The 16,414-nt window shown below is 72.5% G+C and carries 11 protein-coding genes; 9 read left to right on the forward strand and 2 right to left on the reverse strand.

Going from position 1 to position 16,414, the window contains the following annotated elements; translation table 11 throughout:
- Positions 1-27: 27 nt before the first annotated feature.
- Together AB0D08_RS17720 and AB0D08_RS17725 are read right to left on the reverse strand one after the other, a co-directional pair.
- Positions 28-1,158: a hypothetical protein gene (locus tag AB0D08_RS17720; RefSeq protein WP_033820347.1), complete on the reverse strand. Its 1,131-nt coding sequence runs from the start codon at positions 1,156-1,158 to the stop codon at positions 28-30.
- Positions 1,159-1,208: 50 nt separating this feature from the next.
- A complete protein-coding gene (locus AB0D08_RS17725; protein WP_033820348.1) occupies positions 1,209-2,282 on the reverse strand; it encodes a hypothetical protein in 1,074 nt (357 codons plus the stop codon).
- Between the two features lie 414 nt (positions 2,283-2,696).
- Between AB0D08_RS17725 and AB0D08_RS17730 the strand changes: the two genes are divergently transcribed.
- The 9 genes from AB0D08_RS17730 to AB0D08_RS17770 all read left to right on the forward strand — a co-directional run bounded on the left by AB0D08_RS17730 (position 2,697) and on the right by AB0D08_RS17770 (position 16,411).
- Complete coding sequence (locus tag AB0D08_RS17730) at positions 2,697-2,873, forward strand: hypothetical protein (RefSeq protein ID WP_158515497.1); 177 nt, start codon at positions 2,697-2,699, stop codon at positions 2,871-2,873.
- Positions 2,873-4,132 carry a condensation domain-containing protein gene (locus AB0D08_RS17735; protein WP_033820349.1) on the forward strand — a complete coding sequence of 420 codons (1,260 nt, stop codon included), beginning with the start codon at positions 2,873-2,875 and terminating at the stop codon, positions 4,130-4,132. The genes AB0D08_RS17730 and AB0D08_RS17735 overlap by 1 nt, the downstream gene beginning before the upstream one ends.
- Positions 4,129-6,483 carry a lantibiotic dehydratase gene (locus AB0D08_RS17740; protein WP_359889708.1) on the forward strand — a complete coding sequence of 785 codons (2,355 nt, stop codon included), beginning with the start codon at positions 4,129-4,131 and terminating at the stop codon, positions 6,481-6,483. Before AB0D08_RS17735 ends, AB0D08_RS17740 begins: the two co-directional genes overlap by 4 nt.
- Positions 6,484-6,557: 74 nt before the next feature.
- A complete protein-coding gene (locus AB0D08_RS17745; RefSeq protein ID WP_033820351.1) occupies positions 6,558-6,842 on the forward strand; it encodes a phosphopantetheine-binding protein in 285 nt (94 codons plus the stop codon).
- A 32-nt stretch (positions 6,843-6,874) separates the two neighbouring features.
- Positions 6,875-7,660 (forward strand): hypothetical protein, encoded by a 786-nt coding sequence (locus AB0D08_RS17750; RefSeq protein ID WP_051812348.1) that lies wholly within the window; start codon positions 6,875-6,877, stop codon positions 7,658-7,660.
- A gap of 15 nt (positions 7,661-7,675) precedes the next feature.
- Positions 7,676-9,478 carry a non-ribosomal peptide synthetase gene (locus AB0D08_RS17755; protein ID WP_051812361.1) on the forward strand — a complete coding sequence of 601 codons (1,803 nt, stop codon included), beginning with the start codon at positions 7,676-7,678 and terminating at the stop codon, positions 9,476-9,478.
- Between the two features lie 36 nt (positions 9,479-9,514).
- Positions 9,515-10,474 carry a TauD/TfdA family dioxygenase gene (locus AB0D08_RS17760; RefSeq protein WP_359889711.1) on the forward strand — a complete coding sequence of 320 codons (960 nt, stop codon included), beginning with the start codon at positions 9,515-9,517 and terminating at the stop codon, positions 10,472-10,474.
- Positions 10,475-10,530: 56 nt separating this feature from the next.
- A complete protein-coding gene (locus tag AB0D08_RS17765; protein WP_033820353.1) occupies positions 10,531-10,743 on the forward strand; it encodes an MbtH family protein in 213 nt (70 codons plus the stop codon).
- Between the two features lie 40 nt (positions 10,744-10,783).
- The gene (locus AB0D08_RS17770; protein WP_359889714.1) at positions 10,784-16,411 is read left to right on the forward strand and encodes an amino acid adenylation domain-containing protein; all 5,628 of its coding nucleotides are present in this window, start codon (positions 10,784-10,786) and stop codon (positions 16,409-16,411) included.
- Positions 16,412-16,414: the final 3 nt, after the last annotated feature.

Raw genomic sequence — 16,414 nt, forward strand, 5'->3', positions numbered from 1 at the left:
CCGTCGACCCGGACGGGACGGCCGACCTCAGACGTTTCCTCTGATCTTCGTCGGATTCGGACCGCCGCTGTCCGATTCGGACCGCGAGCTCACCCAGGCGATCCCCGCGGAGGCGACGAACTCGAACACGGCCCGCTGGGACAGGTCGAAACCGGCACTGTTCCCGGCCAGCACCATCTCCGGCGCCTTGCTGCGGAGCCGTGCACCGTGTCCGGCTCCCCCACTCATCGCCCTGATCATTTCCTTGATCTCTCCAGTGAGCGGATCGCCGCCGGGGAAGGCCTTGTCCGCCTCCTTCAGAGCATCGGTGACATTCCAGACCCCGCCCTCGCGCCCGGAGAAATTCTTCAGAGCCCCGGCAGCGGCGGCATCCGGCAGCGGGGCCCGGAGAATCGAGGTCACGGGGAGCCCGACCCCCAGGAGGTGCCTGAAGGCTTCATCGACATCATGCTCGGGAACCTCGGAGAGGCTCGACTTGAGTCGCTGCAGAGCCTGCTTCAACGGCGCGGGAACCGAGGACGAGGAGGAGGAGGGGGAGGCCGGGAACGGATCCTCACCCCCGGCCGCACGCTGGAACGCATCCAGGAAGGACTGTGCGCCCAACTTGCCCAGCTGCTCCGACTCCGGCAGCCCCCGTGCTCCCTCCAGCGCATCCCGAAGCTTGAGCAGCGCCGTACGACGGTCCCGGAGTGCCCGCATGTCGGCCCGGTCGAGGAATGCCTCCTCCACGGCCTGCAGGGGGACGCCGTGCTCGTTCTTCTGGTCGATCCCGAGGGAATTCCTCCACTGCGTCTCGAGACTGTTCGACTCCCTTTCGGTCTCGCGCAGGGACGCGTTCACCTGATTGAATCGACCGCGTATGTCGGAGGCTTTCTTGAGTACCTCCGCCTTGTGTTCCTCTAGCAGCAAGCGCTGCTTCTCCCTGCCGTCCTCCATCTGCTTCTTGACGCCCGTTATGTCATTGAGGAAGTCATTGCTGGCCTGAGTCAACTCCGTCAGCCGGCCCTGCGAGAAACCGGCCTCCTTGATGGCCGAGATGATCTCCGCATGCACGATCTCTGCGCGCCTGATCGAAGCTTCGTCCCGGTTGCTCCTCCTGAGTTCCTCCCTGGCCTTGGCCGCCTTGTCCATGATGCTCTGCGACTGCCTGTTGCCCATCTCGTTCCAGCCGTCCTCGGTCGGTGGCGCCGCTCAAGCGGCCACGGTGGTCATTCCGGCGCGCCCGGCGCGTCGAGTGCTTCGGAGAGGGCCCTGATCGCTTCGACCGCCTCGTCGAGGGTGAATCCCAGAAGCGCGTACTCCTCCTCCTGCTCCGGGGTCGGGTCCGCGGGAGGTGCCGGGGGCACCGCGCTCCAGCCCTCGTCGCCGGCTCCCGGTGTCCGCTCGGGCGAGTACAGGTACCGGTATCCGCCTGCCGTGTCCGGCAGGGTGTACCAGCCCCGTGCCCACGTTTCGTCCTCCAGGTCCTGCCAGCCGGGAATCAGGAAGACCGGCATCACCCGGGTACGGGCCTGCTCGGCGCTCAGCCACACCTCGCCGCAGCCGCTGGACCCGTTCCCGGGGGACCTGGCGTCGGCGTACTCGTAGGCGCCGTCCGGCCCTAGCCGGTAGAACATCCTGACATTGCCGTCCCAGGCCGCCTCCGAACGATCCGAAGCGCCGGAGGCGGCCCCGTCCGTACCGGCCGCCCGGGCATCGGCCCAGGCCTGGTCCCGCCAGCCGGCAGACTGCTCGTCGTACCACTCGTACGTCCCGTCCCTACGGTCGTACCGGTACGCGAGGCCGTACGCCTCGTCCCTGGCCGGTTCGGAGTAGCGGCGCTGCTCGTAGGCCAGCCACTCCTCGTCGTCCTCGCCCGCCGCGTACAGGTACCCGCCGGTGCCCGGGTCGATCCGGTAGAACTCGGTGCCGGGCGTGCCGTCGTGGTTCGGGTTGCGCCAGCACGGTTCGTCCCCGGCGTCGCCCTCCTGGCTCCGCGTGGCCTGTTCCTCCCGGGCGAGCACCACGGGGAGGAACCAGTCGATGAACGCGCCGGGGTCCGCGTCCGGACGGGTGGCTTCGACGAACCGGGACTCCCCGGCGCTGTCGCCCGCGAACCACACACGAAGAGCGTCCCGGTGGCTGACGGCCCGCCCCGGGTCGTCCGGCCACCCCCGGTCGTCCTGGAAGGCCAGCACCGCGAGCCTCTCCACCAGCAGGTCGCCCCCGGTGTGCGTCCGTGCAGGGCCGCCCTCCGCGAGCCATCCCATCAAGCACTCGACGTTCTCGGTCTCCACCGCCATGCCAGAGCCCTCCGCCCGATCCGCGAACTGACGCCACGATAGAGACCGCGCCACGACTCGAACCTGCCTGACATGGCAGAGATTCACGCAGGATCCGGCGCGGGCCCGGCATCGAAGTCGTGGCCCGGGGACGCGTGGTGCCCCAGCGGGCGAACGGAATGCCCCGACTGCCACCAATGCCCCTTTGGCGGTGTATGCACCCGCCCGCTTTGCTGTCGGGCAACTTGCTGAGGGGGCACGGAAGTTGAAGCCAGTCGTGCGGGCCCGCAGGCTGTGACCAGGAGGAACGGCCGCCACTTCGGAGACGGAACCGGTCCCTCCTCCTCACGCCTGCCACGGAACGCCCCCGTTCGCGTCCCACACCCACGCACGCAGGCACGGAAGACCCCACCCTCCCGCAGCCCAGGAGCCCGTATGCGATTCGGCCCGTTCCGCTTCCCCGCGCAGCGTCCCGGCCACCCCCGCCCGGCCACCGATACGCCCACGGCGTCGACGGGCGGTGCTGCCGCAGCGGCGGACCGACCCGGCCTGCGCGGCCTGTTCGGTCTGATCGGCCGGATCGCGGCCGAAGGCGGCCGGCCGTGGCTCTGATGCAGGGGACCGAACGGGCCACCCTGGCCCAGGCCGCACTGTTCTTCGCGGACGAGAAGGCCGAGGCGGCGGGCGCCTACAACCTGGCGATCCGCGTCGAGGTCCGCGGCCCGGTGACGGCGGCCGACCTGGCCGCCGCCTGCCGCCTGCTGGTGGCCACGACACCCGCCCTGCGGGTACGGACGGGGATCGACGGCTGGACCGGCGAGATCGTCTACTGCTTCTCGGACGAGACCCCCGAGGTCGACGTACTCGCCGAGCCCGTGGCCGACACCGAAGCCTTCATCGCGGCCCGGACCATGCTGCCGTTCGAGGTGGACGGCGGCCCGCTGGTGCGCTTCCTCAGCCTCCCGGCGGGCCCGGAGCACACGACGGTGGTGCTGATCGTCCACCACCTCGTCTACGACTGGATCAGCCACCACCTCCTCGCCGAACGGCTGAGCACGCTCATCTCCGGCGCCGCAGCACCGCAACCGCCCGACGAGGACGAGTACGTCCGACTGGTCCGCCGGATCCGCGCCGCCGAGGAGGCCGCGCTCACCGAGGACCGCGACTACTGGTACGACCGGATCCAGCCGTCGGCGATGCTCACCCCGTTCCCGCGCGAGGGCTCCGCCGACACGGTGCTGCGCCGCATCATCACCGCCGACCCGGCCGCCGCGCAGGGCATCGGCCGCAGCGCCGCCTCCGCCGGCGTCAGCGTGTTCAAGCTGGTCTCGGCGGCGGTGCACCATGCCCTGCCCGTCCCGGACGGCGGCGTGACCGTCCTCGGCGCGGCCGCGTCCCAGCGGCCCGCCGCGCACGCCCCGGTGGTGGGGTGCTTCGTGAACGAGGTGCCGATGCCCGCGCACCGGGAGGGCGGCGAGACGGCCGTCGACCTGGTCCGGCGGGAGCACCCGCGCTGGTCCGACGACCTGCGGCGGCGCCACTACCCCTTCGCCGACCTGGCCGCGCACGTGCGCCGCGGCGGGGGAGCGGTGGAGGCACTCAACCAGGTGATGATCTCCCACCGCCGCCAGCAGCAGTCCGTCGAGCACACCCGCGCGGGCGTGACCTGCACCGCCGAGCTCGACGTCCCCAACTACGCGGCCAAGACCCCGCTGTCGGTGCGCTTCTTCGAGGACGGCGGCGCCCTGGGCTGCGAGGTGCAGTGGAGCGGACACCTGTCGCAGCAATCCGGCGAGCACTACACCCACCGCCTCGCCGAATCGCTCGCACAGTGCGCCGGACGAACCGTCCGGATCGAGGAGACCCCATGAACGGGACGGACGGAACAAGCCGGATGAACGACGCGGGCCATAACCCCCCCGAGCACCTGATCCCCCTCGGCGACACCGGATGGCAGGTGTGGCGGGACGTGGAACTGCGCTCCGCCGGCTTCCCGTCGGCCACCGTCGAACCGCTCGCCGACGACGCCCTGCTGGCCGCCGCGGCCGCCGAGGACGGCGAAGACCCGGCATCGCAGCAGCTCACCCTGCACTACGAACGCGCCGTCACGGCACTGGAGGAGGCACTGCGTTCGGCGGCGGCCGACCCGATGCTCCGCGAGGCGATCGCCTGGCAGAACCCCGCCATGCTGCGCGACTGCGTGGACAAGGTCGCCACCCGCTCCAAGGCCCGGCCCGCGAAGCAGCGCCGCCGCGAACTCAAGGTCGCCACCTACCTCCAGCGCTACGCACTGAAGAACGAGACCATCGGCTTCTTCGGGCCGCACTGCTGGGGCCGCTGGAGCGAGGACACCACCGGGATCACGGTCCGGCCCGGCGACAAGCTGCTGAGCCGGCGCCAGGTGTACTTCGAGACCTGGGCCCTCGACGCGGTGGCCCGCGCGATCGCCGCCGACCCGCAGGTACGGGCGTCCCTGAAGCCACGCCGCTCGCAGGCCGACACCCCGTCGGCCGACGGCGGCGTCCGGCGGCCGCACGGCCAGGTCCGCATGCTCACCACCGCGGAGGCCGAGGTCCACGACCGGTGCGACGGCGCCACCACGATCCACGAGATCGAGCGTGCGCTCCCCGGCTACACCGGGCGGACCGGCGAGCGCGTGCCGGACGTCGTCGACCGGCTCGGCGCCGAGGACCTGCTCGTGTGCGAGCTGCCGCTGTCCTTCGGCGAGTTCCGCGAGCAGGACCTCCGGGACGAGCTCGCGCAGGTGGCGGACGCGCAGGCCCGCGAGCGGGCGCTCGCCCTGCTGGACGAGGTGCTCGCCGCCCGCGACGCCGTCGGCGATGCGGCGGGCGATGCGGACGCGGTGCTCCTCGCCATGGACCGGCTCGACGAGGTCTTCGAGCGGGTGACCGGGCAGGACCCGGAACGCCGCGCGGGCCAGGCCTACGGCGGCCGGCGCGTGGTCTACGAGGACACGGTCCGCGACACCGAGGTCGCACTCGGAGCGGACCTGCTCGGGGAACTCGCCGCGCCCCTGGGCCTGATGCTCGACAGCGCGCGCTGGTTCGTCGGCCGGGTCGGCGAGGCCTACGCCGGGCGCCTCACCCAGGTGTACGAGCGGCTGCGCTCGCGCTCCGCCGACGGCGAGGTGACGCTGAACGCCCTCCTCAACGCCATGACACCGGACCTGATCTACTCCTTCCAGGACCTCGCACCGCCGGTCGCGGCGGTGGTCCCGGAACTCCAGCGCCGCTGGGCCGAGATCCTGGCCGTCCCGGACGGCGTCCGCCGCCACCACCTGTCGGCCGCCGACCTCGCCGACCGGGTGCACGAGCTGTTCCCGGCCTGCGAGCCGCCGTGGTCCTCGGCCGTCCACCAGTGCCCCGACATCATGATCACCAGCCGTGACCCGCAGGCGATCGCCGCAGGGGAGTACGAGTTCGTCCTCGGCGAGCTGCACCTGGCGATCAACACCCAGGACAGCCGGGCCGGGATGTCCCAGTTCCCGGACCCCGCCCGGGCCGCCGCGATGGACGCGGCCGACCGCCGTACCCCGCGCGTGCTCCCACTGCCCTCCCGCGAGTCCCCGGCGGTCAACTCCCGGACCTACCCCCCGGTGCTGACCGGCCCGCAGGACCTGACCTGGACCATGCACGCCCGCAACACCGGCACCACGGGCCGGGTCGTCCCCGGCGCGTCGATGAGCGTCCACCGCGACGGCGAACGCCTGATCGTCACCTCCCCCGACGCACCCGACCTGGACATCCTGGAGGTGCTGGGGGAGTACCTCTCCGGCGCCGCCATGAACGGCTTCAAACCGCTGCCGTCCGCCGCACACCGCCCCCGCGTCACGATCGACCGGCTGGTGATCTCCCGCGAGTCCTGGAGCATCGGCATCACCGGCCTCGCCTGGACCCGGCGTTCCGACCGCATCGAGCGGCACCGGGCCGCACTGCGCTGGCGCGACGCCGCGGGACTGCCGCAGCGGGCGTTCTACCGGGTCGCCGTCGAGGCGAAGCCGATGTACGTCGACTTCGCCAGCATCGCGCTGGTGGAACTGCTCGCCGCCGCCGTCCGCAGCGCCGCCGAGGACGACCCCACCTCCCGCATCTCGTTCTCCGAGATGCTGCCCGACCGCGACGGCCACTGGCTGCACGACCGCGCGGGCGCCGCCTACGCGTCCGAGCTGCGGCTCGTCGCCGTCGACCGCCCCGGCGCATAGACCCCCGGCGCGGCCCTCGCGGGACCGCACCCACCGCACCCGCCACCACCACCCCGACCGCAAGGACACCGCACATGACCACCACACCCGACCAGACGTCCCCGACGTCCGCCGTGCCCACCGCCGAGACCATCGCGCCGCGCGTCGCACAGGTCTTCCAGGAGATCCTCGGCGGCGACGAGCCCGTCGACGGCGAGAGCGACTTCTTCGAACTCGGCGGCAACTCGATGCTCGGCGCGCGCCTGGTCGCCCGGCTCCGCCAGGAATTCGACGTCAAGGTGACGATCCGCGACGTCTTCCGCGGCCGGACGGTCGACGGCGTCGCCGAGGCCGTCGCCGCCCGGACCGTCCAGGGCTGAGACCCGCCCGGAGACTGGAAGCAGGTACGCACATGACCGCAGCGACGCAAGGGTGGGACCGGCTCGGCGGGGACCACCGGGGCGCCCTGGTGCTGGCCGTCGACTTCGACGGGAGCACCCGCCAGGAGGCCACCTTCCGGGACCTGGCCCGGCTACTGCCCGACGGGCTCGACGTGTGGCACGCGATACCGCCCACGGCGGACACCCGGCACGCCGACCAGTACCTGGCGTGGTGGCTGGAGACCCTGCCCCGACCCGGCGAGCGGGTCTCGGCGGTCCTCGGCTACTGCGCGGGCGGCGTGTACGCGGCCGCCCTCGCCGACGCCGTCGAACTCCGCCAGGGCGAGCGCCCCGAGGTCGTCCTGTTCAACCCGGGCGCACCCAACGCCACCACCCTCACCCGCGACCTGTTCGGCGCCCTCGGCGCGATGACCGTCCTGGAGGACGACGAACAACAGCGCTTCCGCCGCCGCGCCGAAGAGATCGTCGAACAGTGCGGCGGCGAGTTCGCCGCCCTCGCCGACGGCTTCCACACCGTCTACACCGACGCCTCCCGGATCGCCTTCGAGCGGTGGGGCATCGAAGGCGAGGTCGGCGACGAACTCACGGCACTGTTCCGCGGCTACACCCGCTACCTGACGGCGGCACTCCGACTGGAACGCCGACCGCGCCGGACGGATGCCCTGTCCCTCAACTCCCGCGACCACGAAGGCGGCTTCACCGGCCGCGAGACCTCCTTCGACGTCAGCCGCGCAGATCTGCTGCGCAGCCCGGCCGTCGCCGCCGCCGTCACGGCAACGCTCCTGGTCAGCAGCTGAAAGGTGGTAGTCACCATGTCCTCCCGACTTCCGGCGAAGGCGCCGCGCACGGTACCCGAACTGTTCGCCGCGCAGGTCCGCGCCACCCCCGACGCGGTCGCCGTCGCCCACGACGGCCACACGTCGACCTACCGGGAACTCGACGACCGGGCGGCGCGGCTCGCCGCGGTGCTCGCCGACGAAGGCGCGCGGCCCGGCACCCTCGTCGCCGTACTGCCCGACCGGTCGGCCGACCTCGTCGTCGCCCTGCTCGCCGTCCTGAAGACCGGCGCCGGCTACGTGCCGATCGCCGCCGACGACCCGGCCAAGCGGATCGCGCAGGTCCTCGCCGACTCCGCCACACCGATCGTGGTGGCGTCGGGCGAGGCCGTACGCACCGTGCTCGCCGGGACCGCCACCGACGCCCGCGTCCTGCACCTCGGCTCCCCGCAGACCGAACGACTGCTGGACGACCACGACCCGGCCGGATCACCGTACTGCGCCCACTCCCCGGCCCCGGTCCCGCCGCCCGCGGGCGACGACACCGCGTACGTGATCTACACCTCCGGCTCCACGGGCACCCCCAAGGGCGTCGTGATCGACCACGCGGCCCTGAACGTCTACCTCGACCACGTCCGCACCCACTACCCGGCCACGGCCGGCCGGACCCTGCTGCACTCCTCGGTCTCCTTCGACCTGGCCGTGACCAGCATCTTCCCCCCGCTGCTGAGCGGCGGATCGGTGGAGATCGTCGACCTGCTCGCCCTGGCCGACGGCCGCGCCCTGCCGCCGGGATTCCGCAAGCCGACCTTCCTCAAGGTGACACCGTCGCACCTCGCGCTGCTGCGCCGCCTGCCCGCGCAGTGCTCGCCGAGCGAGCAACTGGTGATCGGCGGCGAGGCCCTGCTCGGCACCGCGCTGCAGGAGTGGCGGACCGCCCACCCCGGGGTCGGCGTCGTCAACGAGTACGGGCCCACCGAGGCCACCGTCGGCTGCTGCGTGTACACCGTCGGCCCCGGCCACCGCCTGGAACCGGGAGCCGTACCGATCGGACGCGCCGTCGAAGGCACCCGGCTGTACGTGCTGGACGGCGCCCGGCGGCCCGTCCCCGACGGCGCGCGCGGCGAACTCTTCATCGGCGGCGCCCAGGTGGCCCGCGGATACCTGAACCGCCCCGAGCTCACCGCGGAACGCTTCCTCGACGACCCGTTCGACGGGCCGGGCACGAGGATGTACCGCACCGGCGACCTGGTACGCACCCGCCCGGACGGCGAACTCGAATACCTCGGCCGCACCGACGACCAGGTCAAGGTCAACGGCCACCGGGTCGAGCCCGGCGAGATCGAGGCCGCACTCGCCGCCTCCCCGCTGGTGGACCGGGCCGCCGTGGCGGCGGGCACGGATACCGCCGGCACCACCGTGCTCACCGCCTACGTGGTGACCGCCGACCGGACCGCCGTCGACGCCGCCGAGCTGCGCCGCTCCCTGGCCCGGACCCTGCCCCCGTACATGGTCCCGGCCGTCTTCGTCGCGATGGACGACCTCCCGCTGACCGCCAACGGGAAACTCGACCGCGAGGCACTGCCCGCACCCGGCACGGGCCGACCCGCCGCCACCCGGACGGCACCCGTCACCCCGGAACAGGAACTGCTGTGCCGGGTCATCGCCGAGACCGTCGGCGCGCAGGAGGTCGGCATCGACGACGACTTCCTCGCCCTGGGCGGCACCAGCATCGCCGCCGCCCGCGTGGTCACCCGCGCCCGCAAGGCCGGACTGCAGATCCCCCTGACGGCCGTGCTGCGCCTGCGCACCGTCCGGGACATCCTCGCCGCCGGCTGACCGACCCGCCCACCCGTTCGACGAACAGGACCGTCCATGCCCATCACCGAAGGCAGCACGCTCGGCGGCGTGCAGGCCGCCGTCCACGACAACGGCCACACCACCGCCCGCGTCTACGACCTCGCCACCGTCGAGAACCCCCTGGCCTGGGTCGGCGCCCACCGCGAGCCGCTGCTCGCCGAACTCCGCAGCAAAGGGTTCATCCTGCTGCGCGGCGCCTGCGGCGACGTCGGCGAGTTCCACCAGGTGGTCAGCGCGATCGGCGGCGAGCTGCTCGAGTACACCGAGCGCTCCACCCCGCGCAGCGCCGTCAGCGGGAACATCTACACCTCCACCGAGTACCCCGCCGACCAGGCGATCCCGATGCACAACGAGAACTCCTACGCGAGCCGCTGGCCGCAGCTGCTGTTCTTCTTCTGCCAGACGCCGCCCGCCACCGGCGGCGCCACCCCCATCGCGGACAGCCGCTCGGTCCTCGCCCAGCTGCCCGCCGGCCTGCGTGCCCGCTTCGCCGACGGCGTCGTCTACACCCGTACCTACCGCGACGGGCTCGGCCTGAGCTGGGAGGAGGCCTTCCAGACCACCGACCGCGCCACCGTCGAGCAGTACTGCACCCGCAACGGCATCGAGTTCGAGTGGGTCGAGGACGGGCTGCGCACCCGCCACCGCCGCCCGGCCACCGCCGCGGCCGCGCACACCGGTGAGGAGGTCTGGTTCAACCAGGCCAACCTGTTCCACGTCTCCAGCCTGGAACCGGAGGTCCACGAGGCCCTGACCGAGCTGTACGCGGAGGCCGACCTGCCCCGCAACGCCTACCTCGCGGACGGCGCCCCGATCCCCGACGAGGACCTGCGGACGATCGCCGCCGCCTACGACCGGGTCGCGCTGGCCCTGCCGTACCGGCAGGGCGACGTCCTGCTGATCGACAACATGCTGATGGCACACGGCCGCGAGCCGTACTCCGGCGAGCGCCGGATCCTCGTCGCGATGAGCTGACCGGCCGCGACACCCCACCCCCACCCCCCACTCATACCCGCGCGAAGGAGAACGTCATGGCCGTCGGTCACGAGGCGCAGTTCAAGGTAGTCGTCAACCACGAGGAGCAGTACTCCGTCTGGGCCGCGGACCGGCCGAATCCGGCCGGCTGGTCCGACGAGGGGACGACGGGCACCAAGCAGGAGTGCGTCGAGCACATCGACCGGGTGTGGACGGACCTGCGGCCGCGCAGCCTGCGCGACCGGATGGCCGCCGCGGCGGACGCCTGAGCGGTCCCACTTTCCGACGAGGCTGATTGGTGAAAAGGCGATGACTCAGCGGCTCCGGCCCACCCCCGAGCAGTTCCCCGCGGCCGACCTGGACGCGGACTCTCTGGACGGCGTCCTCGACCGGTACCCGCCGGACACGGTCGTGGACATCTACACCCTGTCGCCCCTGCAGGCGGGGATCCTGTTCGAATCCACGCACCGCCCGGGCAGCGGCAACTACCTGACCCAGACGGTGTTCGAGATCCGGGGCCCACTCGACACCGAGGCGTTCATCGCCGCCTGGCGGCACGTCATCGACCGGCACCCGATCCTGCGCACGACCTTCGTCACGGACGGGGTCCCGCACCCCGTCCAGGTCGTCCACCGGGGCTTCCCGCTGCCACTGCGGACCCTGGACTGGCGCGGCCGCGACGAGCAGACGGTCCACGACGCGACGGGCCGGCTGCTGCTCGACCGGCGCCACCGCGGCATGGACCTGGCCGCGGCGCCGCCGCTGGCGTTCGACCTGATCCGGCTCGACGGCGAACGCCACCTGCTCGCCTGGCACCAGCACCACATCCTGATGGATGCCTGGAGCGGCTCCATCGTCCGCGGCGAACTCGGCGCCGCCTACGCCGCACTGGCCGCCGGTACGCTCCCCGAACTGCCCGAGCCGGTGCCCTACGGCCACCACGTCCAATGGCTGCGCGGGCGCGACGAGAGCGCCGACGAGGAGTTCTGGGCGGCTCTGCTCGGCGGCTTCGACGCACCGACCACGCTGCCGTTCATCGCCCCCGCCGCGCGCGAGGCGAGCGCGAGCAGCGCCTCCGCCGTCCGCACCCTGACCCCGGCCCTCACCGGGCAGGTGGCCGACCTCGCCCGGCGCAACCACTGCACCGTCCACACGGTGGTGCAGGGCGCGTGGGCGATCGCGCTGGCCCGCTACAGCGGCCGGCGGGACGTGTGCTGGGGCACCATCCTCTCCGGCCGCTCCGCGGACCAGGCCGGCCTGGAACGAATCGTCGGCCTGCTGATCAACACGGTGCCCGCCCGGGTCACCGTCGACGCCGACGCCGTCGTCACGGACTGGCTCACCGCGCTGCACTCCACGCTGAACGGGATGCGCAAGGCCGAGCACATCGGCATCGCCCGGATCCGGCGGCACACCGCGGTGCCGAGCGGCACACCGCTCTTCGAGAACCTGTTCCAGTTCGTCGACCTCCACCAGGACACCGACCCGCAGGCCGCCGAACCGCAGGACACCCACTCGCAGGCCGCCGGGCTCGACCTGCGGGCCGTCCGCAGCTACGAACAGACCGGCTTCCCGATGGACCTCAGCGTCGTGGCCGGCACGCAACTGCTGCTCCACCTCACCTACGAGCCCTCACGGATGAGCGAGGCCGACGCGGAACGCGTCCTGGCGCTCTACGAACTGACCCTCCAGCAGCTGGCCGAGCGGCCCGGCGCGCGCCTCGGCGAACTGGACGTGCTCACCGCCGCCGACCGCCGCGAACTGCTCGACCGCGGACTCGCAAACCTCGGCACCACCGCGCGGACCACGGTGCCCGAGCTCTTCGCCGCCGTCCTGCCCTCGGCAGCCGGCTCGACGGCCGTCGTCGGCACGGACCGCACCCTGACCTACTCCCGACTCGACCACGACTCCGACCGGCTGGCCCGGGTGCTGCGCGCGAACGGCGTGCGGACCGACACCGTCGTCGGCGTCGCGGTCCCGCGCTCGGCCGCCCTCATCACCGTGCTGCTCGCGGTCCTGAAGGCCGGCGGCGCGTACCTGTCGCTCGACCCGGCCGCACCGCCCGAGCGCAACCGGCTGCTCGTCGGCGACAGCGGGACCGAGGTGATCGTGGCCACCGTCGAGTCGCTGGCCGCCCTCGGTGAGGCGGCACAGGGCCGTACGGTCGTGGTGCTGGACGATCCCGAGGTCGAGGCGCTGCTCGCGGCGCAGCCCGCCGGGGCGCCCGCGTCGGCCGCGCACCCGGACTCGCTGGCGTTCGTGACCTTCACCTCGGGGTCGACCGGCGCCCCGAAGTGCGTCGGCATCACCCACCGCAACATCGTCCGGCTGGCGCACCGGCAGACCTACCTGTCGGCGGGCCCCGGCTACACCGCCCTGCACACCGTCCCGCTCGCCTTCGACGTCTCGCTGGAGGAGATCTGGGTCCCACTGCTCAACGGCGGCACCGTCGTCGCGCCCGCCCCCGGCCGCCTGGACGTCCCCGAGATCGCGGCGCTGATCCGGGAGCACGCGATCACGAGCTTCAGCCCCACCACGGGACTGTTCCACCAGATCGCCGAGCAGGACATGGGGGCGTTCGGCGGCCTGCGGCAGCTGCTCATCGGCGGCGACGTTGCCCTGCCCGGCCCGTGCGCGGCCGTCGCCCGCACCTACCCGGACCTGAAGCTGATCAACGCCTACGGCCCGACCGAGAACACCTGCGTCACCACCACCGCCGTCCTCGGCCCCGAGCAGGGTTCACGGGTGTCGATCGGTGGTCCGGTTGGGGGGTCGTCGGTGTATGTGGTGGATGAGAATTTTGATCCGGTGCCGGTGGGTGTGGTGGGTCAGTTGTGTACGGGGGGTGCGGGTGTTTCTCGTGGTTATTTGAATGCTGCGGGTTTGACGGGTGTTCGGTTTGTTCCGGATCCGTTCTGTGGGGTGGCGGGTGCGCGGATGTACTGCACGGGGGATGCGGTGCGGTGGCGTGCGGATGGTGGTCTGGATTTTGTGGGGCGGATCGATCGGCAGGTGAAGGTTCGTGGTTTTCGGATCGAGCCGGGTGAGGTGGAGGCGCGGTTGACGGTGCATCCGGATGTGGCCGAGGCGGTGGTGGTGGCGCGTGCGGATGGTGGTCATAAGCGGTTGGTGGCGTATCTGGTGGTGCGTGGGGGTGGTGTGCCGTCGGTGTCGGTGTTGCGTGCGCATGTGGGTCGGGCGTTGCCGGAGTACATGGTGCCGCAGGCGTTCGTGGTGGTGGAGCGGATCCCGTTGACGGTGAACGGGAAGGTGGACCGGGATGCGTTGCCGGTGCCGGAGGTGGCGGAGGTGGCGGGGGAGGCCGGTGTTGGGCGTCGGGCTCCGCGTTCCGAGGTGGAGCGGGTGCTGGCGGAGGCGTGGTGCCAGGTGCTGGGTCTGGCTCAGGTGGGGGTGGATGACAATTTCTTCGAGCTCGGCGGGGATTCGATCATGGCGATCCGGGTGGCGTCGCGGGTGCGTGGGGCGGGGGTGACGTTGACGTCGGGTGATGTGTTCGATCATCAGACGATCGCGGAGCTGGCGCAGGCTGCGGGGGCTGCGGGGGTGGTGGTGCGGGCGCAGCAGGGTGAGGTGACCGGTGAGGTGCCGCTGACCCCGATCCAGCACTGGTTCCTGCAGACCCACGGCCCCCAGAACCACTTCAACCAGTCCAAGCTGCTGCGCTGGAACGACAAGGCCGACCCGGCGGCGCTGCGCAGCGCCCTGTCCGCACTGGTCGGGCACCACGACGCGCTGCGGCTGCGGCTGGCCGAGCGCGACGGCCGGTGGCACCAGTACCTCGCCCCGGCCGACGACGCCGACCTCCTCGAGATCGTCGACGCCTCGGCATGGCCGCAGGCGGACCGCGCGGAGCTGGCCGAGGCCGCCGGGACACGGGCCCAGGCGGGCCTCGACCTGGTGAACGGGCCGATCCTGCGCGCGGTCCTGTTCGACCACGGCGGCACCGCGCCGGACGAACTGCTCATCGTCGTCCACCACATGGCGGTCGACATCGTCTCCTGGAGCTTCCTCGTCGCCGACCTCGCGGCCGCGTACACCGGCGCCGTCCGCGGCGAGAGCGCCGAACTGCCGGACAAGACCACCTCGTTCAAGGAGTGGGCCGAGCACCTGCACCGGTATGCGGCCGGCCCGGCGTTCCAGAAGGACGCGGAGTACTGGACCCAGGCCCGCGGCCGGAGCACACCGCTGCCCCGCGACACGGCACCCGGAGCGGCCCCGGCCGGGACCGGCCGGGTGACGGTCGAGCTGGACCCCGCCGGGACCGACGCGTTCCGCGCGGCGACCCGGCGCACCACGGGCCGGATCACCGCCGCCGAACTGCTGCTCGCCGCGGCCGTCCCGGCGCTGCACGGCTGGGTGGGCGACGGTGCGGTGGCCGTCGACGTCGAGATCCACGGCCGCGAGGCGTTCGCCCGCGACCAGGACGTCGCCCGGACCGTCGGCTGGTTCACGGCCGTCCACCCGATGTCCTTCCACCTCACGGCCGGTGACAGCCTCGGCTCCTACGTGGCGCAGGTACGCGACCAGAGCCAGGCGATGCCCAACCGCGGCATGGGGTACGGCGTGGCCCGCCACCTGGCCGGACCCGAGCTCGCCGCGGCGGTCGCCTCCGGCGCCGAGATCGGCTTCAACTACATCGGCGAGGCGGGCGACGCACCCGGCGACGGCGGCCTCCCGTTCACGGACCTGCCCCGCACGCTCGGCTCCGAGGCGCCGGAGGACTTCGCCGCCTCCTACCCCCTGGAGGTGATGGCCGGAATCATCGACGGCAGGCTCCAGGTGACCTGGCTGTACGCCACCGACGCCTTCGACCGCGACACTGTGCTCTGCGTCGCCGAGAACCACCTGCACGGCCTGCGGCGCTTCATCACCCAGATCTCGCTGTGGGACGCCGACCAGGCCGAGCCCGAGGAGTGGCTGCGCCGCATCCACCCGAAGACGCCGCTGCTGATCGGACCGATGGTGCGCTACCGGGTGCCCGGGCTGAGCGTCGCCACCATCACGGACGGCCGGATCACGGCGTGGGGCCACGGCGTGACCGCGGCCGGCGGATCGGTCCCGGTGACCGAGCACACGGTCTTCCAGGTCGGATCGGTGGCCAAGCACCTGGCCGCCATCGCCGTGCTGCGGCTCGCCCGCGACGGTGCGCTCACGCTCGGCACCCCGGTGAACGAGCTGCTGCTCGGGCAGCGGGTGCAGACGCTGGATGCGGCGCGGCCGGTGACGGTCCGCGATCTGCTGTGCCACAGTGCGGGCCTGGACCCGGACGAGAGCGCCCGGGGGCCGGTCGTCGCCGTCTGCCGGCCGCCGGGCTCCCGGTACGAGTACGGCCTCGCCAACTACACCCTCGTCGAGCGGGTCATCGCCGACGTCACCGGGCTCACCTTCCCGAAGGCCCTGCAGTCCCTCGTCCTCGATCCGCTGGGCCTGGACGACACGGTGTTCCTGCCGGAGTTCCCGACCGCCGCGGGGGAGTCCGTCGCCGTGGGGCACACCGCGACCGGGCGCGGCTACGGCCGCGGCCGGCGGACGGCCCGCACGGAGGCGGAGGACCTGGTGTGGATGTCCGCCGCGGACCTGGCCAGGGTCGGCGTCGAACTCCACCGCGCGCTGACCCGGGACCGGGGGACCCTGCTCGCCCGCTCGGACGCCGAGCAGATGCTCGACGGGCTGCGGTCCGGCTACGGCCTCGGCACATCCGTGAAGACCGTCGCCGGCCGGCGGTGGATCGGACACCCCGGCGACGGCCCGGGATTCCGCAGCGTCTACGCCGTGGACCCGGTGTCCGGCCACGGCCTGGTGATCCTCGCCAACGGCGACGGCGCCACACCACTGCTCGAAGATCTGCTCGCCGAACTACGGGTCGACCTGGTGATGCGCGTCCAGGGCCCGCTGATGACCTGGGACAGGGGCTGACCC

It is taken from the genome of Kitasatospora sp. NPDC048540 (genome assembly GCF_040651175.1).
GTDB lineage: Bacteria > Actinomycetota > Actinomycetes > Streptomycetales > Streptomycetaceae > Kitasatospora.

Excerpts from the sequence above, each read along its gene's own strand:
- AB0D08_RS17720 (WP_033820347.1), bottom strand. The coding sequence starts at position 1,158 with ATGGGCAACAGGCAGTCGCAGAGCATCATGGACAAGGCGGCCAAGGCC.
- AB0D08_RS17725 (WP_033820348.1), bottom strand. The coding sequence starts at position 2,282 with ATGGCGGTGGAGACCGAGAACGTCGAGTGCTTGATGGGATGGCTCGCG.
- AB0D08_RS17730 (WP_158515497.1), top strand. The coding sequence starts at position 2,697 with ATGCGATTCGGCCCGTTCCGCTTCCCCGCGCAGCGTCCCGGCCACCCC.
- AB0D08_RS17735 (WP_033820349.1), top strand. The coding sequence starts at position 2,873 with ATGCAGGGGACCGAACGGGCCACCCTGGCCCAGGCCGCACTGTTCTTC.
- AB0D08_RS17740 (WP_359889708.1), top strand. The coding sequence starts at position 4,129 with ATGAACGGGACGGACGGAACAAGCCGGATGAACGACGCGGGCCATAAC.
- AB0D08_RS17745 (WP_033820351.1), top strand. The coding sequence starts at position 6,558 with ATGACCACCACACCCGACCAGACGTCCCCGACGTCCGCCGTGCCCACC.
- AB0D08_RS17750 (WP_051812348.1), top strand. The coding sequence starts at position 6,875 with ATGACCGCAGCGACGCAAGGGTGGGACCGGCTCGGCGGGGACCACCGG.
- AB0D08_RS17755 (WP_051812361.1), top strand. The coding sequence starts at position 7,676 with ATGTCCTCCCGACTTCCGGCGAAGGCGCCGCGCACGGTACCCGAACTG.
- AB0D08_RS17760 (WP_359889711.1), top strand. The coding sequence starts at position 9,515 with ATGCCCATCACCGAAGGCAGCACGCTCGGCGGCGTGCAGGCCGCCGTC.
- AB0D08_RS17765 (WP_033820353.1), top strand. The coding sequence starts at position 10,531 with ATGGCCGTCGGTCACGAGGCGCAGTTCAAGGTAGTCGTCAACCACGAG.
- AB0D08_RS17770 (WP_359889714.1), top strand. The coding sequence starts at position 10,784 with ATGACTCAGCGGCTCCGGCCCACCCCCGAGCAGTTCCCCGCGGCCGAC.